General features: G+C 64.9%; 13 protein-coding genes. 2 read left to right on the top strand and 11 right to left on the bottom strand.

The window, feature by feature from the left end; translation table 11 throughout:
* Positions 1 to 129: 129 nt before the first annotated feature.
* From IT775_RS10295 to IT775_RS10275, 5 genes are all read right to left on the bottom strand, one after another.
* Positions 130 to 1,239 (bottom strand): Glu/Leu/Phe/Val family dehydrogenase, encoded by a 1,110-nt coding sequence (locus IT775_RS10295; RefSeq protein ID WP_212701016.1) that lies wholly within the window; start codon positions 1,237 to 1,239, stop codon positions 130 to 132.
* A 1-nt stretch (position 1,240) separates the two neighbouring features.
* Positions 1,241 to 2,338 (bottom strand): dihydrolipoamide acetyltransferase family protein, encoded by a 1,098-nt coding sequence (locus IT775_RS10290; RefSeq protein ID WP_212701015.1) that lies wholly within the window; start codon positions 2,336 to 2,338, stop codon positions 1,241 to 1,243.
* Positions 2,335 to 3,315, bottom strand: a complete 981-nt coding sequence (locus IT775_RS10285) for an alpha-ketoacid dehydrogenase subunit beta (protein ID WP_212701014.1) — start codon at positions 3,313 to 3,315, stop codon at positions 2,335 to 2,337. The genes IT775_RS10290 and IT775_RS10285 overlap by 4 nt, the downstream gene beginning before the upstream one ends.
* Positions 3,308 to 4,366, bottom strand: a complete 1,059-nt coding sequence (gene pdhA / locus IT775_RS10280; RefSeq protein ID WP_212701013.1) for a pyruvate dehydrogenase (acetyl-transferring) E1 component subunit alpha — start codon at positions 4,364 to 4,366, stop codon at positions 3,308 to 3,310. The genes IT775_RS10285 and pdhA overlap by 8 nt, the downstream gene beginning before the upstream one ends.
* 202 nt (positions 4,367 to 4,568) lie before the next feature.
* A complete protein-coding gene (locus tag IT775_RS10275) occupies positions 4,569 to 5,906 on the bottom strand; it encodes a preATP grasp domain-containing protein (protein ID WP_212701012.1) in 1,338 nt (445 codons plus the stop codon).
* A 300-nt stretch (positions 5,907 to 6,206) separates the two neighbouring features.
* Between IT775_RS10275 and IT775_RS10270 the strand changes: the two genes are divergently transcribed.
* Positions 6,207 to 7,022 carry a class II glutamine amidotransferase gene (locus tag IT775_RS10270; RefSeq protein ID WP_212701011.1) on the top strand — a complete coding sequence of 272 codons (816 nt, stop codon included), beginning with the start codon at positions 6,207 to 6,209 and terminating at the stop codon, positions 7,020 to 7,022.
* A 15-nt stretch (positions 7,023 to 7,037) separates the two neighbouring features.
* Here the strand turns inward: IT775_RS10270 and IT775_RS10265 are convergent, their stop codons facing one another.
* The 3 genes from IT775_RS10265 to IT775_RS10255 are packed head-to-tail and all read right to left on the bottom strand — an operon-like array spanning position 7,038 to position 11,405.
* Complete coding sequence (locus IT775_RS10265; protein WP_212701010.1) at positions 7,038 to 8,231, bottom strand: pyridoxal phosphate-dependent aminotransferase; 1,194 nt, start codon at positions 8,229 to 8,231, stop codon at positions 7,038 to 7,040.
* A 31-nt stretch (positions 8,232 to 8,262) separates the two neighbouring features.
* Positions 8,263 to 8,973 (bottom strand): hypothetical protein, encoded by a 711-nt coding sequence (locus tag IT775_RS10260; protein ID WP_212701009.1) that lies wholly within the window; start codon positions 8,971 to 8,973, stop codon positions 8,263 to 8,265.
* Positions 8,970 to 11,405 carry an AAA family ATPase gene (locus IT775_RS10255; protein WP_212701008.1) on the bottom strand — a complete coding sequence of 812 codons (2,436 nt, stop codon included), beginning with the start codon at positions 11,403 to 11,405 and terminating at the stop codon, positions 8,970 to 8,972. Before IT775_RS10255 ends, IT775_RS10260 begins: the two co-directional genes overlap by 4 nt.
* Before the next feature lie 239 nt (positions 11,406 to 11,644).
* Here IT775_RS10255 and IT775_RS10250 point away from each other — a divergent pair, with 239 nt between their 5' ends.
* Entirely contained in the window at positions 11,645 to 12,535 is an 891-nt protein-coding gene (locus IT775_RS10250) for a hypothetical protein (protein WP_212701007.1), read from the top strand.
* Positions 12,536 to 12,702: 167 nt separating this feature from the next.
* Here the strand turns inward: IT775_RS10250 and IT775_RS10245 are convergent, their stop codons facing one another.
* From IT775_RS10245 to IT775_RS10235, 3 genes are read right to left on the bottom strand one after another with little or no spacing between them, the layout of a single operon-like run.
* Positions 12,703 to 13,686 (bottom strand): SUMF1/EgtB/PvdO family nonheme iron enzyme, encoded by a 984-nt coding sequence (locus tag IT775_RS10245; protein ID WP_212701006.1) that lies wholly within the window; start codon positions 13,684 to 13,686, stop codon positions 12,703 to 12,705.
* Positions 13,683 to 15,443 carry a hypothetical protein gene (locus IT775_RS10240; RefSeq protein WP_212701005.1) on the bottom strand — a complete coding sequence of 587 codons (1,761 nt, stop codon included), beginning with the start codon at positions 15,441 to 15,443 and terminating at the stop codon, positions 13,683 to 13,685. Before IT775_RS10240 ends, IT775_RS10245 begins: the two co-directional genes overlap by 4 nt.
* Positions 15,424 to 16,458, bottom strand: a complete 1,035-nt coding sequence (locus IT775_RS10235) for an NAD-dependent epimerase/dehydratase family protein (RefSeq protein ID WP_212701004.1) — start codon at positions 16,456 to 16,458, stop codon at positions 15,424 to 15,426. Before IT775_RS10235 ends, IT775_RS10240 begins: the two co-directional genes overlap by 20 nt.
* Between the last annotated feature and the right edge of the window lie 97 nt (positions 16,459 to 16,555).

Raw genomic sequence — 16,555 nt, 5'->3', positions numbered from 1 at the left:
AACCGCCGCGCTACCTGCGCCCCGGCGACGTCATGGAAGTGGAAATCGAAGGGCTGGGCAGCCAGCGCCAGGAAACCATCGCCGCCGAATAAGCCTGCGCCCGTGGGCGGGCAGACCCGCCCCCGGGTTTCAGCCGAAGCGCCGCTGCAGCGCCATCGCCTGCTTCACCCGTTCCGCCGCCATTTCCGTCGCCGCGTCGCGCGGCATGACCCCTTTGTCGCGCGCCCGGGTCAGCACTTCGCGCGTGTTGAGCGCGATCTTGTCTCCGATCACCTGCATCGCCTGGCTTTCCGCACCGCCCTGATATTCGACGGCGGCGCAGATCACCCCGCCGGCGTTGGCGATGAAATCGGGCACGATCATCACGCCCCGGTCGTGCAGGTCCTTTTCGATCTCCGCCGAGGCTGGGATATTGGCCCCTTCCAGGATCAGCCGCGCCTTCACCCCCGCCGCATTGCCGGGATGTATCGCATCGGGACGGGCCGCCGGGATCAGGATGTCGCAATCGGCGGTGATCGCCGCCTCTTCCGCCACGGTGTCGGCACCGGGCAGCGCGGTGACGCTTCGATGTCGCTGTTTCAGGGCGATCAGATCGGCCAGCGGCAGCCCCTCCGGGTTCCGCACGGTGCCGTGGCTGTCGGACACGGCCACAAGTTTCGCGCCCAGGTCTTGCAGGCAGAGCGCCGCATGCGTGCCCACCGCGCCAAATCCCTGAATGGCGACCCGCGCGCCTTTCAGGGTCACGTCGCAGAACGGTTCGGCCGCCTGCGCGGCCACGCTGATGCCGTATCCGGTCGCCCCGATTTCATCGAGAGGGATGCCACCCAGCACCCGCGGCAGGCCGACGGCGCGGCCTGTCTCGCTCAGCACCCAGCCCATGCAGACCTCGTTCGTGCCCATGTCGGGACCGGGGATGTAATCGGCGATCCCGGCGATGGCATCGGCGAAGGCGCGCATCAGACCTTCCTTTTGCGCCGCCGGCATGTCTGGATCGGCCATGATCACCGACTTGCCGCCGCCATGGGGCAACCCGGCGGCGGCATTTTTCAAGGTCATGGCGCGGGCCAGCCGCATGCATTCGTCCAGCGTCACGTCGGGCGCCATCCTGGTGCCGCCGATCGACGGGCCGGCGGCAATGTTGTCGATCACGACGATGGCTTTCAATCCGGCTTCGGCATTGCTGATATGAATGACCTTTGCCGGGCCCAGATCATCGGTGAGCGAAAAGAACTCTGTCATGCTATGTTTCCGTGTTGGCAATGGACGGCCGTTCCAGATCGGCGCGACAGGCGGCCAGGAACCGCGCCGCTTCGCCGCCGGTGACCACGCGATGATCGAAGCTCAGCGACAGCGGCAGCAGGCGGCGTTTTTGCGGCTGCCCTTGATGCCAGACGACGGCATCGCCGATCCGCCCGGCCCCGATGATGGCCACCTGCGGCGGCGACACGACCAGAACCGCGTGTTCGCCCCCCATCATGCCGAAATTCGACAGCGTGACGGTGCCCCCCTTCAAGGCCTCGGGCGTCAGCGTGCGGTTCTTCACCGCCGCCTTGAGGGCGGACAGCCGTTCGGCGATGCCTTCGGGGTTCTCCGCGTGCCGCAGGACCGGGGCGAACAGCCCGTTCTCGGAATCCACCGCGACGGCCAGGTCGACATGATCATGAAGCTGCCGGTTTTTCCCGTCGAACCAGACGTTCAGCGCCGGCTCGACAGCGCAGGCCGCGACGATCGCCGAAATCAGCCGCAAGGTGGGGTTTTCATCCGTGTCCCAGGCCGTCACATCGGCCTTGTCCATGATCGTGGCCGGCACGACGGTTTCATGCGATCGCGCCATCGCCTGGGCCATCGCGCGCCGCGGACCGCGCAGGCCCTCGCCCGCCACGCCGCGCGGCGTGGCACTGGCAACATCGGTGGTCTGGATCACTCCGCCGGGGCCGGTTCCTTCGATCCGCGACAGATCGATGTCTTGTTCCCGCGCCAGTTTCCGCGCCGCCGGGGTGGCGCGGATCACATCGCCCCCGGCAGGCGGCGCCACGGGCTGGACCGGGCGCGGCTTTTCGTCCGCGTCCAGCCGTCCGACAATCGCGCCACTGTCTTCGGCCTTGCCGGTATCGATGTCCACCAGCGGCTGCCCCACGGCCAGGACATCCCCCACCCGGGCCACCAACCGGGCAATCGTGCCCGAATAAGGCGCCGGGACTTCCACCACCGCCTTGTCGGTTTCGACCGAAACAAGTGGCTGATCGGCGATCACGTGATCGCCCTCGCCGACATGCCAGGTGACGATTTCGGCCTCTTGCAGCCCTTCACCAAGATCGGGGAGCGTGAAAACGGTCATTGGAACTCCATCACGGCCCGGGCCGCTTTCAGAATGCGTTCGGTGCTGGGCATGTAATGCGCCTCCAGCCGCGGATAGGGCATCACCGTGTCGTAACCGGTCACCCGGTGTACCGGTGCCAGCAGGCTCGTCAGGCTGTGTTCGGCCAGATCGGCGGCGATTTCCGCGCCGAACCCGGCGGTCAGCGGGGCTTCGTGAACGATCACGCAGCGCCCGGTCTTTTCGACCGAGGCGCGGACCATCGCCCGGTCATAGGGCTTCAGTGTGGCCAGATCGATCACCTCGGCGCTGATCCCCTCCCCGGCCAATTGATCGGCGGCCTCGTTCACCTCGGACAGCATCGCGCCCCAGCCGACGATTGTCAGGTCCGCCCCCTCGCGCAGCCTGAACGCGGTGTCGAGAGGCAGCGCCGCGCCGTCATCCGTCACCGTTTCGCTGCCCGCCCGGTAAAGCCGTTTCGGTTCCAGAAAGACCACCGGATCGGGATCGCGGATCGCGGCCAGCAACAGGCCATAGGCTTTGGCGGGGGAACTGGGGCTGACGACGCGCAGGCCCGGGATATGCGCCAGCATCGCCTCCATGCTTTCGGAATGGTGTTCCGGCGCCCCGATGCCGCCGCCATAGGGCGCGCGCAGCACCATCGGGCAGGTCAGCCGCCCGCGCGTCCGGTTACGGAACCGCGCAGCATGGTTCGCCAGCTGGTCGATAGCGGGATATAGAAATCCCATGAACTGAATCTCGGCCACCGGGCGCAGCCCCTGTACCGCCGCGCCCACCGCGACACCGGCAATGGCGGTTTCCGACAGCGGCGTGTCGCGCACGCGGGATGCGCCGAAACGCTGGATCAGCCCGTCGGTTGCGCGGAATACGCCGCCGTTGATGCCCACGTCTTCGCCCATCAGGATCACGTCCGGGTCATCGTCCATCGCGCGGGCAAGCGCGGTGCGGATCGCCTCGATCATGGTCATTTCAGTCATCGGCGACGTCCCCCGCCTGCTGTGCCAGCTCCGTCGGCATTTGGGCGAACATGTGCTCGAACATCGCACGGGGCCGGTCGGGCTGCGTGGCAAGATAGACCTCCGCCGCCTTGTCGACGCTGTCGTTGCTTTCCCGCAGCAGCGCTTCCTCCTCGTCCTTGCTCCAACCATGGGCCGCGACAAGGTGGTTGCGCAGGCGCAGGACCGGTTCCTGCCGCCAATGCGGGCTGACCTCTTCGTCCTCGCGATACCGGCTGGCATCGTCCGAGGTGGTGTGATCGCCAAGCCGGTAGGTCACGCATTCGATCAGGGTGCCGCCCGGCCCCGCGCGGGCGCGTGACAACGCCTGCGCCGTCACCTGTCGCACCGCGATCACGTCATTGCCGTCGACCACGACACCGGGGATACCCGCCGCCACCGATTTCTGCGCCAGCGTTTCCGCCGCCGTCTGATCCTGCCGCCGCAGCGAAATGGCCCATTGGTTGTTGTTGATCACGAAGACCGCCGGCAACTGCCAGACCCCGACCATGTTCATCGCCTCGTAGAAATCGCCCTTGGAGGTCGCCCCGTCGCCCGCCACCGCCACGGCAACGCCCCGCGCGCCCTTCTGCACCAGCGCCAGCGCCACCCCGGCGGCTTGGGGAAATTGCGATCCGACCGGCACGCAGACCGGGAAATCGCGGCGCGCAAGCGGGGCGGCGAAATCGTTGCCGCGTTCGTCGCCACCCCAGTAGAGGAACAGTTCCTCCATGCTCACCCCGCGCATCATCTGCGCCCCGTGTTCGCGAAACGAGGGGATGAAGACATCCTCGGCCAGCATGACGCTGGCAACGCCGATGCCGATCGCCTCCTGACCGAGGCTGGATCCATAGGTGCCAAGCCGCCCGGTACGCTGCAGCGCCACCGCCTTGGCATCGAAAGCGCGGGTCCTGACCATCGCGGCGTAAAGATCGACCAGCGTGTCACGTTGCCGTGCGAAATCGGGCAGATCCTGCACCGGGGTGCCGTCCGCGTCGAGATAGCGGATCATCTCTACGTTCGGATCGGGCATCACGAATGCCCTCCCGCCGCGCGCCAGCGTCCCGCGTCCTTCGTGGCTGCCTCCCAGGGTCGTTGCATCGCAGGCCCTCCTCCTTCTGCGTCCCAAGAAGGGGCGCGTTCCCGCCTGATATCACCCGAACGGTTGAAGACAGGTTAGCACCGGCGATGGCGTTTGCCCTTTGACCGATGTCAAATGCGCCCCGGCCGGGCCATCAGGGCGGGTTTGCGCCGGGGGCCAGCCGCCTTTTCATCACATCGGCCAGATCCGTTGCCGCCTCGTCGGAACTTGCCAGCGCAACGAAATGAAAGCTCGTTCCGGCCTCGAAACCCGAAGGCGTGTTGAAAATGATCCCGGTGTCCCGCCCCGGCCGCCAGATCAGATCGCCAAGCACCTCCAGCCCGTCCGCGAAGCCTGCCACCCCGCCCCCCTGACCGAAATTGTGCATGATCGCATAACTTGGCGGCCCCTCCTCGCCGAACAGGCGGTTGAGAAGGGTCATCGGCACCGAAACGCCGCCCCAGCGGCCGTTGCATTCGATCCAGTGCAGCGCCGCCGTTTCGATGCTGTCTCCGGTCAGCACAGCGTCGAAGCTGCAACGGCCGAAATAGCCCATCGCCTGCAGGGCAAGCCCAAGCATCGCGCCTTCGTGGCACAGATCGGCGATCCGGGGATGATCGCCCGGCAAGGGCCGCGCGCCCGCGAATTGCCCGCCGGCGCCGGTCAAGACCTGTTCAAACAGGCCTTCGATCACCGGGTCGCCAGCCTCGGGCCTGGGAATCCACAATTGCACCGAAGGGCTGCTCAGCACATTGTTTTCCCAGACCTGCACGATCATCGGAAATTCCGGCGGCATCACGACCTGGCCGATCAACCGCTGCAGATAGGTCCACAGCGCCATGGGCGACAGGGCGACAACATCGTTTGAAAAGATCGGGAAATTCCCCGCCGATCCGGCACTGCTGGGCAGCTTGAGCACGATCTTGTCGCATCCCCGCGCCATCTCCCGCACCCGGCCAACCAGCGCGGCCATGCCATGGGCCGAAACCTCGGACATGCCGGAATAGGGACCGAACAACGCCCGCACCAGCTCCGAGAAGCACATCTTGTCATTGGCAAAACGGGTCACGGCAGGCGGCGGGCCGGCTACATGCACGGTCTTACCCGTATCCCGAGCCAGCTTGCGGGCTAGCGCCCATATCGCCCCCGTCGCGATATGCGGAACCAGGGTCACCCCCCCGGCCGCAGATACGAAGCCCGCCAGCGCGTCAAAAGCGGCGACATCGTTCAGGCACCGGATATGCACCGGCACGTGACGGCCGTTTTCACGCCCCCTGACCGGCAGATAACGGCACTGTCCCAAATTCAGCACGGACGCCTTGTATTCTTCGAACGCCACATTCCTGTCACTGCCCAGCACCACCAGGTCTCCGTCGCCGGCAAGCATGGACAGGCGGTATTCCAGCGCGACGTTATCTGGCCGGTCGAGCAACGGGATTTCACCAGCGTCGCCGAAAAAGACATAAGGCCCGGGGGCGTCGCCTTCCGACACATGCGGCCCGAAATAACGCCGTTCCCGCAGGGCCTTTGCCCCCTGCAGCTGCCGCGCGACGGCTAGGGCGCGCCGGCGATCCGATTGGGACAGCCGGGCACGGTGGCGCCGGATGATCGGGAAGCCGCCGCCGGAAATTGTCTGTGCAAGGCGTGAACGTTCTGCCAGTTTCCGCCTCCAAAGCCGCTATGGAATGGTAACATTTCACAAATACCCTATCAGGATAGGCCTCAGTCTGCTTAGTATTTTTCCCAAACCCCGGAAGGAAAGACGGTCCATCCATTTTCGAAAGGGAAAGCCATGTGCAGATTATATGCGATGAAGGCGAATGAACCGACCCGCGTGGAATGCAGCCTCGTCCATGCGCAGAACGCGCTGATGGCGCAGAGCGCGGGCGACGCCGAGGGTCTGGTTCACGGCCATGGCTGGGGCGTCGCCGATTATCCGGACGGTGTTCCGATGATCGAAAAGCAGACCTGGGCGGCCTTTCACGGCGAACATTTCGCCAAGGCCGCGGCCAAGGTCTATGCCCATACTGTCGTCGCCCATGTGCGCCGGGCCACGGTGGGCGAACCGTCGATCGAAAACACCCACCCGTTTCATTACGGGCGCTGGATCTTCGCCCATAACGGCACGGTGCCGAATTTCCTGAAGGTGCGCGACCTGATGATCCCGGAAATCGACCCGATGTTGCGCAACGACATCCGCGGCACCACCGACAGCGAACATGTCTTCTACTACCTGCTGACGCTGCACCTTCAGCATCCCGAAATGCCGATGCTGGATCTGGTGGCCCGGGGACTGCGCCAGGTCGTGGCCTGGTCGCGCGAAGTCGACCCCGAGCGCAAGATCGGCCTGAACATCGTGCTGACCGACGGCACCACCTTCGTCGGCAGCAGGCTGGGCCGGACCCTGTGGCATCTGGAGCGTGACATAGATTTCGAATGCCCGATCTGTCACAAGCCGCATGTTCACCACGAAACCAGCGAGGACTACCGCGCAGTCGAAATCGCATCGGAGCCGCTCAGCGACGAGAACTGGCACCAATTCCCCGACGGCGTCGTGTACAGCGTCGACGAAGATTTCTACCTGCTGACCCAGTCCCTGGATGTCTGACCGGCATAAGGCCGCTCAGGTGCCGAAATGCGCCTCGATCCGGTCGAAGGCCTGGTTGATCACGTCGTCCTCGACGCAATAGGCCATCCGTACATGCCCTGCCCCCGAGGGGCCGAAGGCGCTGCCCGGCGTCACCGTCACCCGTGCCTCGCGCAGCAGGTCATGGGCGAATTGCACGTCGTCCTGATGATCCGCCAGCACCCGCGGAAACACGTAATACGCCCCCTGCGGCCGGACGTAGTCGAACACATGGCCCACCCGGTCGAGGCGGTCGCAGATCAGGACGCGGCGGCGATCGAGCGTGGCGCGGAACCCGTCGATGTGATCCGGCCCATGATCAAGCGCGGCAAGCGCGGCCACCTGGCTGATCCGGGGCGTGCAGATCATCGACAGGTCGTGAACCTTGACGATCTGGGTGCGCAGCGCCTCGGGCACGACCATGTAGGCGGCGCGCCAGCCGCTCATCGCGTACGCCTTTGAAAAGGTGAAAAGATAGGCGATGCTGTCGGCGAATTCCTGTGCGGCAGCAAGGTTGAAGAACCGGTCCCGGTCGTCATAGACGAAGGGGCTGTAGGGATCGTCGAGAATGATCAGCAGCCCCCGGTCGCGGGCGATCCTTGCCGCCGCGCGCAGGGTTTGTTCGGACAGGATCGCGCCGGTGGGGTTCGACGGATTGACCAGCACGATCGCCTTGGTGCGCGGACCGATCAGACCCGGCAGGCTGCCGATGTCGAGCTCCCAACCCTTGCTTTCGTCCATCTTCCAATACACCGGCACGCCGCCGCTGAACCGGATCTGGCTGATATGCGAAACGAAGCCGGGATCGGTGACGATGACCTCGTCGCCCGGGTCGATGATCGACTGGAACAGGGTCTGCATCCCTTCCATGTTGCCCGCCGAAATCATCACCTGCCGGTTCGGGTCGACACGCAGGCCGGTGCGGCGTTCATGTTCCCGCGCCGCGGCCTCGGTCAGTTCGGGCAAACCGCCCGGCAGCGCGTACATGCCGATTTTCGGGTCGCTTTCCAGCGCCTGGGCGACGGCGGCGCGGATCGGTTCGGGGGTGGGGAAAGACGGCAACCCCCAAGCCAGCGAAGCCGCGCCGGGCACCTTGGCGCTGAGGATCGACATTTCCTTGATCGCCGACATGGCCAGCCCGCGCGAACGGCCCGCAATCATGTCGTCCATTCCGTTGCCTGTTTCGGTCATGATCCCTCCCCGGCCTGCCAAGATGCTGCCGCTAACCCTCGCCGCTGTCCGCCCCGTTGCCATCCGGCCCAAGCACGAATGTCGGGCAACGCGCCGCGTCAATCACCGCCTGCAAACGGTCCGGCCTGGCAAGCCCGCCTGCCGGAAGGTCGATGACGACCGCCGCCGCAGGGATTCGCCCCAACCGCTCCAGCAGCGCCGCGGCGCTGGCATGGTCCGCATCGTCCTCCGGCGTCACCGCGAGCCGTTGCACTGGCGCGCCCAGCACATCGGCCAGTTCGGCGGCGAAATCGGCAGCCTGAGGCGAGGCCCCGGCGGGCGGCGCGATCAGGATCACCCTGCCCGTCAAGGGCTGCGTCTTGCGATGGCCGACCAGCAGCATATCCCAGCCGCGCGCCGCTTCGCGCAGGTGGCCGATCAGCTCGCCCTCGCGCTGCTCGAAGCTCCATTTCCCGCTGCCGGCAATCTCCGACAGCATCCGGCGGAAGGCGCGGGCATCGCTTTCAAACTGTCGGCGCAACTGCTGCGCCGAGGGCACCACGGTCAGCGCCCCGGCAATGGTGACCACGCGCTGGCAGGGCATCGCGGCGCCGGAGATCGCGGTTTCCTCGACCAGGACGCCGTGAATTTCCGCCATATGCGGCCCTTCCAGCCGTTCCAGCAGCCGCAACGCCGCCCGGGCATCGGCGAAACAGCCCGCACCAACAAGAATGCGGCGCGGCCCTGTGCGCCCGCCGCTCATTGGTCTTCCCCGTTGCCGTTCTGGCCGGATTTCCCGGACTTGGCGAAGGCGCGGCGCATCTCGGCATAGCCACGCAGCTTCGCTTCGACCCGCGCATTGACGCTGTCTTCGGGAAAAACGCCGTCTGCGTTCCGTACCCCAGCCGGCGTGCCGGTCAGCACCTCGATCCCCTCGTCGATGCTTGCCACCGGGATGATGCGGAACTTGCCATCCTCGACCGCCTGCACCACGTCGTCGCGCAGCATCAGGTGTTCGACATTGGATTTCGGGATCATCACGCCCTGATCGCCGGTCAGGCCACGCGCCAGGCAGGTTTCGAAAAAGCCTTCGATCTTCTCGTTCACTCCGCCGATCGCCTGTATCTCGCCGCTCTGGTTGACCGACCCGGTCACCGCGAAGCCCTGCTTGATCGGCAGGTCCGACAGCGCCGACAACAGCGCGTAGAGTTCCGCCGAGGAAGCGCTGTCGCCATCCACCCCGCCGTAACTTTGCTCGAAAACGAGGCTCGCATGCAGCGAAAACGGCACGTCCAGCGCATAGCGTGAGGCAAGGTAGCCGGACAGGATCATCACCCCTTTGGAATGCAGCGGCCCGCCCAGTTCGACCTCGCGTTCGATATCGATCAGCTTGCCCGCGCCCATGCGCACCCGCGCGGTAATGCGCGACGGTCTGCCGAACCGGTAATCGCCCAGCCCGATCACCGACAATCCATTGATCTGCCCGGATTTTTCGCCCTCGGTATCGATCAGGATGGTTTCGCGGGTGACCGCTTCCTGCATCCGGTCCTTGATCCGCGACGACCGCCGTTCCTTTTCCGCGATGGCGCGTTCGATATCGGCGGCCTCGACATTGTCGCAGCCGCGCCCGCCGGCGTAGTGTTCCGCCTCGCGCAGCAGATCGCCCACCGCACGCAGGCGCAGCGACAGCTTTTCGCTGTCCTCGGCCACCCTTGTGGCTTCGTCCAGCAGCCGCGCGACGCCTTCAGCGGTGACCGGGCGCAGCCCTTCGCGCTTGGCATAGCTGCCGATCAGTCGGGCAAACAGCACCATGTTGTCCGGGTTGCGGTCCACCACTTCTTCGAAGTCGGCCTGAATCTTGAACAATTCGTTGAAATCCGGGTCCAGCATGACCAACAGCGCATGCAGCATCCGGTCGCCGATCAGAACCACCCGCACGTCGAGCGGGATCGGATCCGGTTCAAGCGAAGTGGTCGACACCAGGCTCAGCCGTTCGGCCAGTGAGTTGATGCTGACCGACTGGTTGCGCAGGCAGCGTTTCAGCGAATCCCAAGCATAGGGTTCGGACAGCACGTGGCGCGCGTCCAGCACCAGGTAGCCGCCATTGGCCCGGTGCAGCGCGCCGGGCTTGATCATGGTGAAGTTGGTGACAAGCGACCCCATCTGCGACACGTGATCGATCCGCCCGATCAGCCGGTCCAGCGTCGGCAGGTGTTCGCCCTCCACCGGGGCGCCGGCATCTTCGGCGCAGTTCTGCGTCACCATCACGTTGACGACGTAGCGGTCGAATTCGGGCCGGTGATGCGACCGGCTGATCGCATCGGGAAAGTTGCCCTCCTGCTTCTGCGACGCCGCGACCAGGAACAGTTCGGCATGGGCGATCATGTCCTGCCGCACTTTTTCAAGGTAATCGGCCACAGATTCAATCGCCCTGAGCTCGGCGCTGACCTCGGCCACCCGGGCCGAAACCGCACGTTCGGCCATGTTGGCGTTCAAGTCCTCGACCCGCTTGCGATGTTCTTTTTCCAACTTTGGCGCTTCGCGCAGCACCACGGCGAGCTCTTCCTGCAGGCGTTCGATCTTTTCCTCGATCTCTTCCTGTTCTTCGGGGCTGAGCTTCTGGAAGTCGTCTGGTTTGACGATCTGGCCTTCGTGCAGCGCCGCCAGCATGAATCCCATCGGCGTACGCAGAAGCGCGACCTTTTCGGCCTTGGCGCGTTCGGCGAATTCCGTCATCGCGGATTCGTGCGCTTCGCCCAGTTCCTGTTCGATGGCGCGCCGCTGGGTCTGGTAGTCGTCGGATTCGAACAGCGCCGGGATGTCGCTGGCCAGGTCATCGACCAGATCCTGCATCGCGCGCCGGAGCGTCGTCGCCGTCCCCGCCGGTAGCCGCATCGCGACCGGTTTGTGCGCGGCGGCGAAATTGTTGACATAGACCCAGTCCGACGGAACCTGCCGTTTCAACGCCTGTTCGCGCAGCAGTTTGTCGACGGCGGAATGGCGGCCGGTACCGCTAGGCCCCAGCACGAAGAGGTTGAAATCGCGATGCGGCAGCTCTGACGACAGGCGGATAGCATCAAGCGCGCGGTCCTGCCCGATCAGGTCGCGAAGATCCTCGATCTCCGCAGTGGTCCGAAACGGCAGCGTCGCCGGGTCGCAGCGGTTGCGCAATTTTTCGGACGGGAGTTCTTCCATGCTGCCTTCTCCTTGCCTTATCTGCTCCGACTAGAACGGAAATCTCGGCGTTCATCAATGGTTCAATCGCGCCGACGCCCCCCTTTCCCGGACAGGCCGGCGGCGGGCAAGCGCCGGTCGGGCGGGCCGGAAATGGCGGGAAATCGCCCATTTCATGGCCAATCGGGCGCGCCGGCTCGACCTTTGCAACGCAATCCCCATATTGGGCGGAACAGAAACAGTGCAGGACCGCTGGGACAATGAATAAGTTGAGTTCGCTGGGGCGTGTCGCGTCCTTCGTCGCTGTCGTATTGAGTGTCACCATCTCCGCCAACGCAAGCCATGCCGCGACAGCCGGCTGCAAGGATGCGGTTTCCCATTCGCTCCCGAAACGCAAACTCGGCGCCGCCGGCGGCAGCGAAGTGATGCAACAGGTGCTGAACATCTCGGGGCCGGAACGCGACGCGGTGATCGAACGGCAGATCCTGCGGGGCAACATGCCCGCCTTCCAGCGCCAACTGACCCCGGTGACCCTGTCGGGCAAGAACGCGAAAGGCGAAATCACCGACATCACCATCTGCGTCACGCCGGAATACCTGTCGGTCGGATCGAACGACGATTACGTGAGGGTGCCGCTGGGCCTGCCCGCGGCGGCGCGCATCGCCGACAGCATGGGTTTCTTCCTGCCCACGCCGCGGATGGTCGACGCGATCTATGACCAGGCCGAAATCCACCTGGCACCGAGCCCGATGAAACCGACCCGGCAGATGAGTTCGACCGACTACCTGCTGCGCCACAACGTGACCGTGGAAAAGGCGCGCACCCGCGCCGCCCGCACCCCGGGCCGCCTGACTGCCGGTCAGAAGAAAGACATCGTGCTGACCCGGCGGCTGCTGAAGGCCCACGGTCGCGTGGCGATCTATGGCTGGCACCGCAGCAACGGCCGCCCGATCCAGCCGCTATCCACCGTGCACGGCGCGCAATATGCCGATTACAGCCATGGCGTGCGGCTGGTCGCGCCCACCGCCATCGTGAACGGCAAACCGCAGCCGCTGGCCAAGGTTCTGGCCGACCGCGATCTGGCCGGGATCATTTCCAGCGAAGGCCCGATCGCCAATCCCGACCGGCTGATGGCGTCGCTGTATCGCTAAGGCGCGGCGTCAAGCCGCCCGTTCCTCAGAAGTTTCAGAAGTCCCCCCCGCGCGGATCGAAGGCCCCAGGCCGCCGCGCCAGCGCCAGCCCTCCCCCCAGGGCTGGCGTTTTAAGTTCGCCTTGACCCGATCGCCGCCCCGGCTTTCGCGGGGGCACCGCAACAATCTCAGTTCACCGTCTTGCAGCAGCGGAAACCGAGATGGTAATTTTCGTGGCTTGCCGGGCTCATCACCCGGCTGCCGTGCCAGTACGGCGCGCGCCAGCGGCACCAGTCGGGATGGGCGCGGTACTTGTCCCAGATGAACCAGCTGCCTTTCATCTCGGTGACGCCGAGCTTGGTCGAACCGCGGCTCGACATCTGGTCCTTGGTCATCGGCAGGTTCATGTGCTCCGCGGCGTTGCCGTGCTGGTCATAAACGCCGAGCTTGCTGACGCAGTCGGGAAAGGCGCCGGTGGGATAGGTGTTCGATCCGCAGCTGTTATAGCCGCCGCCACCGCAAGAGGCGCTTTTTTCGCTGTTCTGCGCGCACACCCCGCGCTTGAAGGACGGGCCATATGCCCAATGCGCGCTGGCCGCGTACTTTCTGTTATGAATGCCGCGCATCGCCGCGACCGACCCGGCGCCGAAGGGATAGTCGGGCGCCTGCAGCGCCCCGTCGCAGGCGCCTTCCCATTCATGCGCATCACAAAGCCGCTTGCCCATCGCGGAACAGACCTGCGCCGCCTCCACCGCCTTCACCCAGACCACCGGGTAGGTGCAGGGGATGTTGGGAAATTCGAACATGTCGATACAGGCCTTGGCATCCTCCGGACGTTCGGTGGCCGGGTCGTAAAGTGGTGCCATGTAACGGTCGCCGCAGATGCGCCGGTTGCGCGCCTTGTCATAGCTGCGCACGCCCCCCGGCACCCGCGCGGCGCATTGTTCCGGCGTCATCGGGTGGCGGGTGATCTTGGGATTGCCCTGCCCCATGAACCCCGACTTGGCGAAGATGTTGCGGATCGCCTGCATCTCCGACGCGCTCAACCCGTGTACTTTCTGCAATTGCCGGAACAGGATTTCGTTATTTTCCGCCAGCGTCCCCGCCGCCGCCCCGTTGCCCCAGACCAAAGTCAGGGCAAGCAGTGCCGTCATGAAAATTCGCCAGATCATTTCCCGTCCTCCTTCGGTGTCAGATAGAAGAAATCGCGATTGTCCACGAAGCCCAGGAAGCGCGGAATCAGGTTGCCGTCTCGCGCCTTTTTCTCGATCAGCTTCATGCCCGGCACCAGATGCTGAACATGCATCCCTTCCTGATTGCGGGCGTAAAGCGCCAGATAGGTGTGTTCCAGCGCGTTCATGTCCAGCAGCATAGCATATTCGCAGCCATAGGCCTGAAAGACGCGCGCCATGGCCGAGGGCGTGGCGGTCGAGAAATAGCCGTAGATCAGGTATTGCCGGCCCTCGTTGTGCTTGATGCAGGCCCCCGCGCGCAGGGTGCGCAGTTTTGCCTCGGCCGATCCCGACCAGTTGCCGGGCCCCCACAGGGTGACCCGGTCACCGGGCACCGGCAGGCCGGTTTCGCTGTCGGTGACCACGATCGGAACGCCGTTCTGCCGGGCAAAGCGGATGCGCGGCAGCAGCGCGTTGTCGGCCTCCGTCCAGGTCCGCATGCCGACGGTCCCGTCGTTCAGCACATAAAGCGTCGACAGGCCGGGCCACAGCTTGGACAGGATGGCGCCGTTTTCGATGAAGCCGTAATGCTTGCCGTAATCCACCGTGCGGTAATCGCCGAACTTGAAGGCGCCGTGATGGCGTTTGAATCCGGCGGTGAAGGTGGCGACCACCTGTTCGGCCACCTTCGGGTTGACCATGCCAAGCCGCATCAGCGGCGCCACGTTGCTGATCCCGTCCGGCCCGGGCATGCCGCGCGGGCGCACCGATACCGGCGGGCGCGACGACCAGCCGACGCCGGGATGATCGGTGCCGACGGCAAAGCCGAGATCGAAACGCGACAGGTCGAAGGCGACGAAATACCCGTTCGCACGGGATTCGGTACCGTCTAGCCAGTTGGCCTTGCCCGGACCTTTCAGGATCGCCTCGGGCACCCAACGGGGCTGATAGACGCTGGCGAAGACGCCCGGCACGCCCTGTACCGAATACCACAGCCCGCCGGCCATGCGGCCGCCTTCGGCGCCGTAGACCGTGACGTCCATCTGGTGGCCGATCACCGGCCGCGCGCCCAGAGTTTCCAGCATCGCGGCGGCACCGGGACCGACCGCTTCGCGCCCCTCCGCCGCCATGCCCTCCACCTTGGCGGTTTCCATTTCGCTGTCCTTGAACAGCGTCCCCTTGGCCAGGTTCAGGATGCTTTCGCCGCCCCAGACATGATCGCGCAGGAATTCGGTGGTGGCCTCCAGCGTGGTGCGCGCGCCCGAGGCCTTGTTGCGCAGGAACAAGCGCTTGTCGCAGATCGGCGCATAGGGGATGCCCTTTTTCCGCGCCTCGGCCAATGACGAGGGTTCGCCGGCCCAGGGACGGCAGGTCAAGGTCTTGGGCCCCCGGATCAGTTTCAACGCGGGGTCGTCGCCGGGAACCAGTACGACCTGCTGCCCTGCCGGATCGGGGTTTTCGATGTGGTAACTCTGCTGTGCAGGGTTGTCCGCCGTGCCGACCTGCAGCAGGAACCACGCATTTACCGCCGGGTTCAAAGAAATCAGGCGCAGCTGCCCGCCCTCATCGCCGAGCAGCGCCACGTCGGTGGTATCTCGGAACAACTGCAGCTCGATCACCGATTTCGGTTTGACCGCGTCATAGTCGGCGCGCTGCGTTTCCAGCACCTCGGCGCTTTGGCCGGCGGCACTGCCTGCCATGGCGGCAATCCCCGCGACCAGCGCGGCGCGGGCGGATTTACATGAAAAGCCGAACAAGTTCCAAGGCTCCTTTCTTCCACGGTACGCGATGGGTGACACCGGCGCGCCGTGCGATGTGATCGCGGTTGGCAACGTACCAGTCGTAGTTGCGGATCAGCGCGTCGCGGTTGGAATATTTCGGCACGAAGCCCAAACGGTCGCAGATCTTGTCGATGCTGACGAAACTGTCCTTGGCGGCGGTTTCGTAGATCCAGGCGTAAAGCGGCGACAGGTGCAGCTTTTCCAGCAGGCGCAGGGTCAGGATCGCGGGACCGGCGGGGATACCCTTGATCCGCTTGCCATGCCCGGCCCGGTCCAGCACCGCCTGGAAGGAATCGCGGAAACTGCCGAATTCTGCCGCGCCAACATTGAAGACATCGTTAACCGCGTCCCGGTCGCCGTCGGCGCACAGGCTGATCGCGTCGCACAGGTCCTCGACATCGAGAAGCTGATAGAGGTTATCGCCCTTGCCGAGGATCGGGAACCCGTGACCGGTATAGGCGAAGTCGTAAAGCAGTTCGAACACCCCCAACCGTTCCGGCCCGACGAAGGATTTCGGCCGCAGCACCGGCACGCAAAGTCCGTTGTCACGGAACTTGGCACAGACCTTTTCGGCCTCGACCTTCGCTTCGCCATAGGGACCGACGCCGATCATCTTGTCGTCCTCATACAGCGGATGGTGATCGGGCACGCCATAAACGGCGGTGGAAGAGATATGGATGAACCGCCGGGTTCCTTTCGCCTGCGCGGTTTGCAGCAGCTTGGTGGTGCCGCCGACATCGGTGGACATGATTTCCTCGCGCGTGCACAATGGCAGGGCGGCGGCGCAATGCACCACCATGTCGACATCCTCGAACGCCTTGTCGTGCAGGTCGAGGTCGCGGATATCGCCGGTCAGCACGTCGATCCGATCTGCTTCCGGATAATCGAACGGTGCGATATCATAGCTTCTGACCTGATGCCCCTGCGCCAACAGGTGCCGCACGAGATTGATGCCCAGAAAACCGGCGCCGCCGGTGACGAGAAACCGCATCTTGCTGAAATCCTTTTCATGCGAAAGTTGGGACAAGGCTAATCGCATTCGCCGTCAGGGTTATTGATCCCTGTCAAGAAGACGGGATACTTGTCAA

Source organism: Thalassovita aquimarina (genome assembly GCF_018219815.1).
GTDB lineage: Bacteria > Pseudomonadota > Alphaproteobacteria > Rhodobacterales > Rhodobacteraceae > Thalassobius > Thalassobius aquimarinus.
This window is presented reverse-complemented; position numbering and strand designations above follow the sequence as displayed.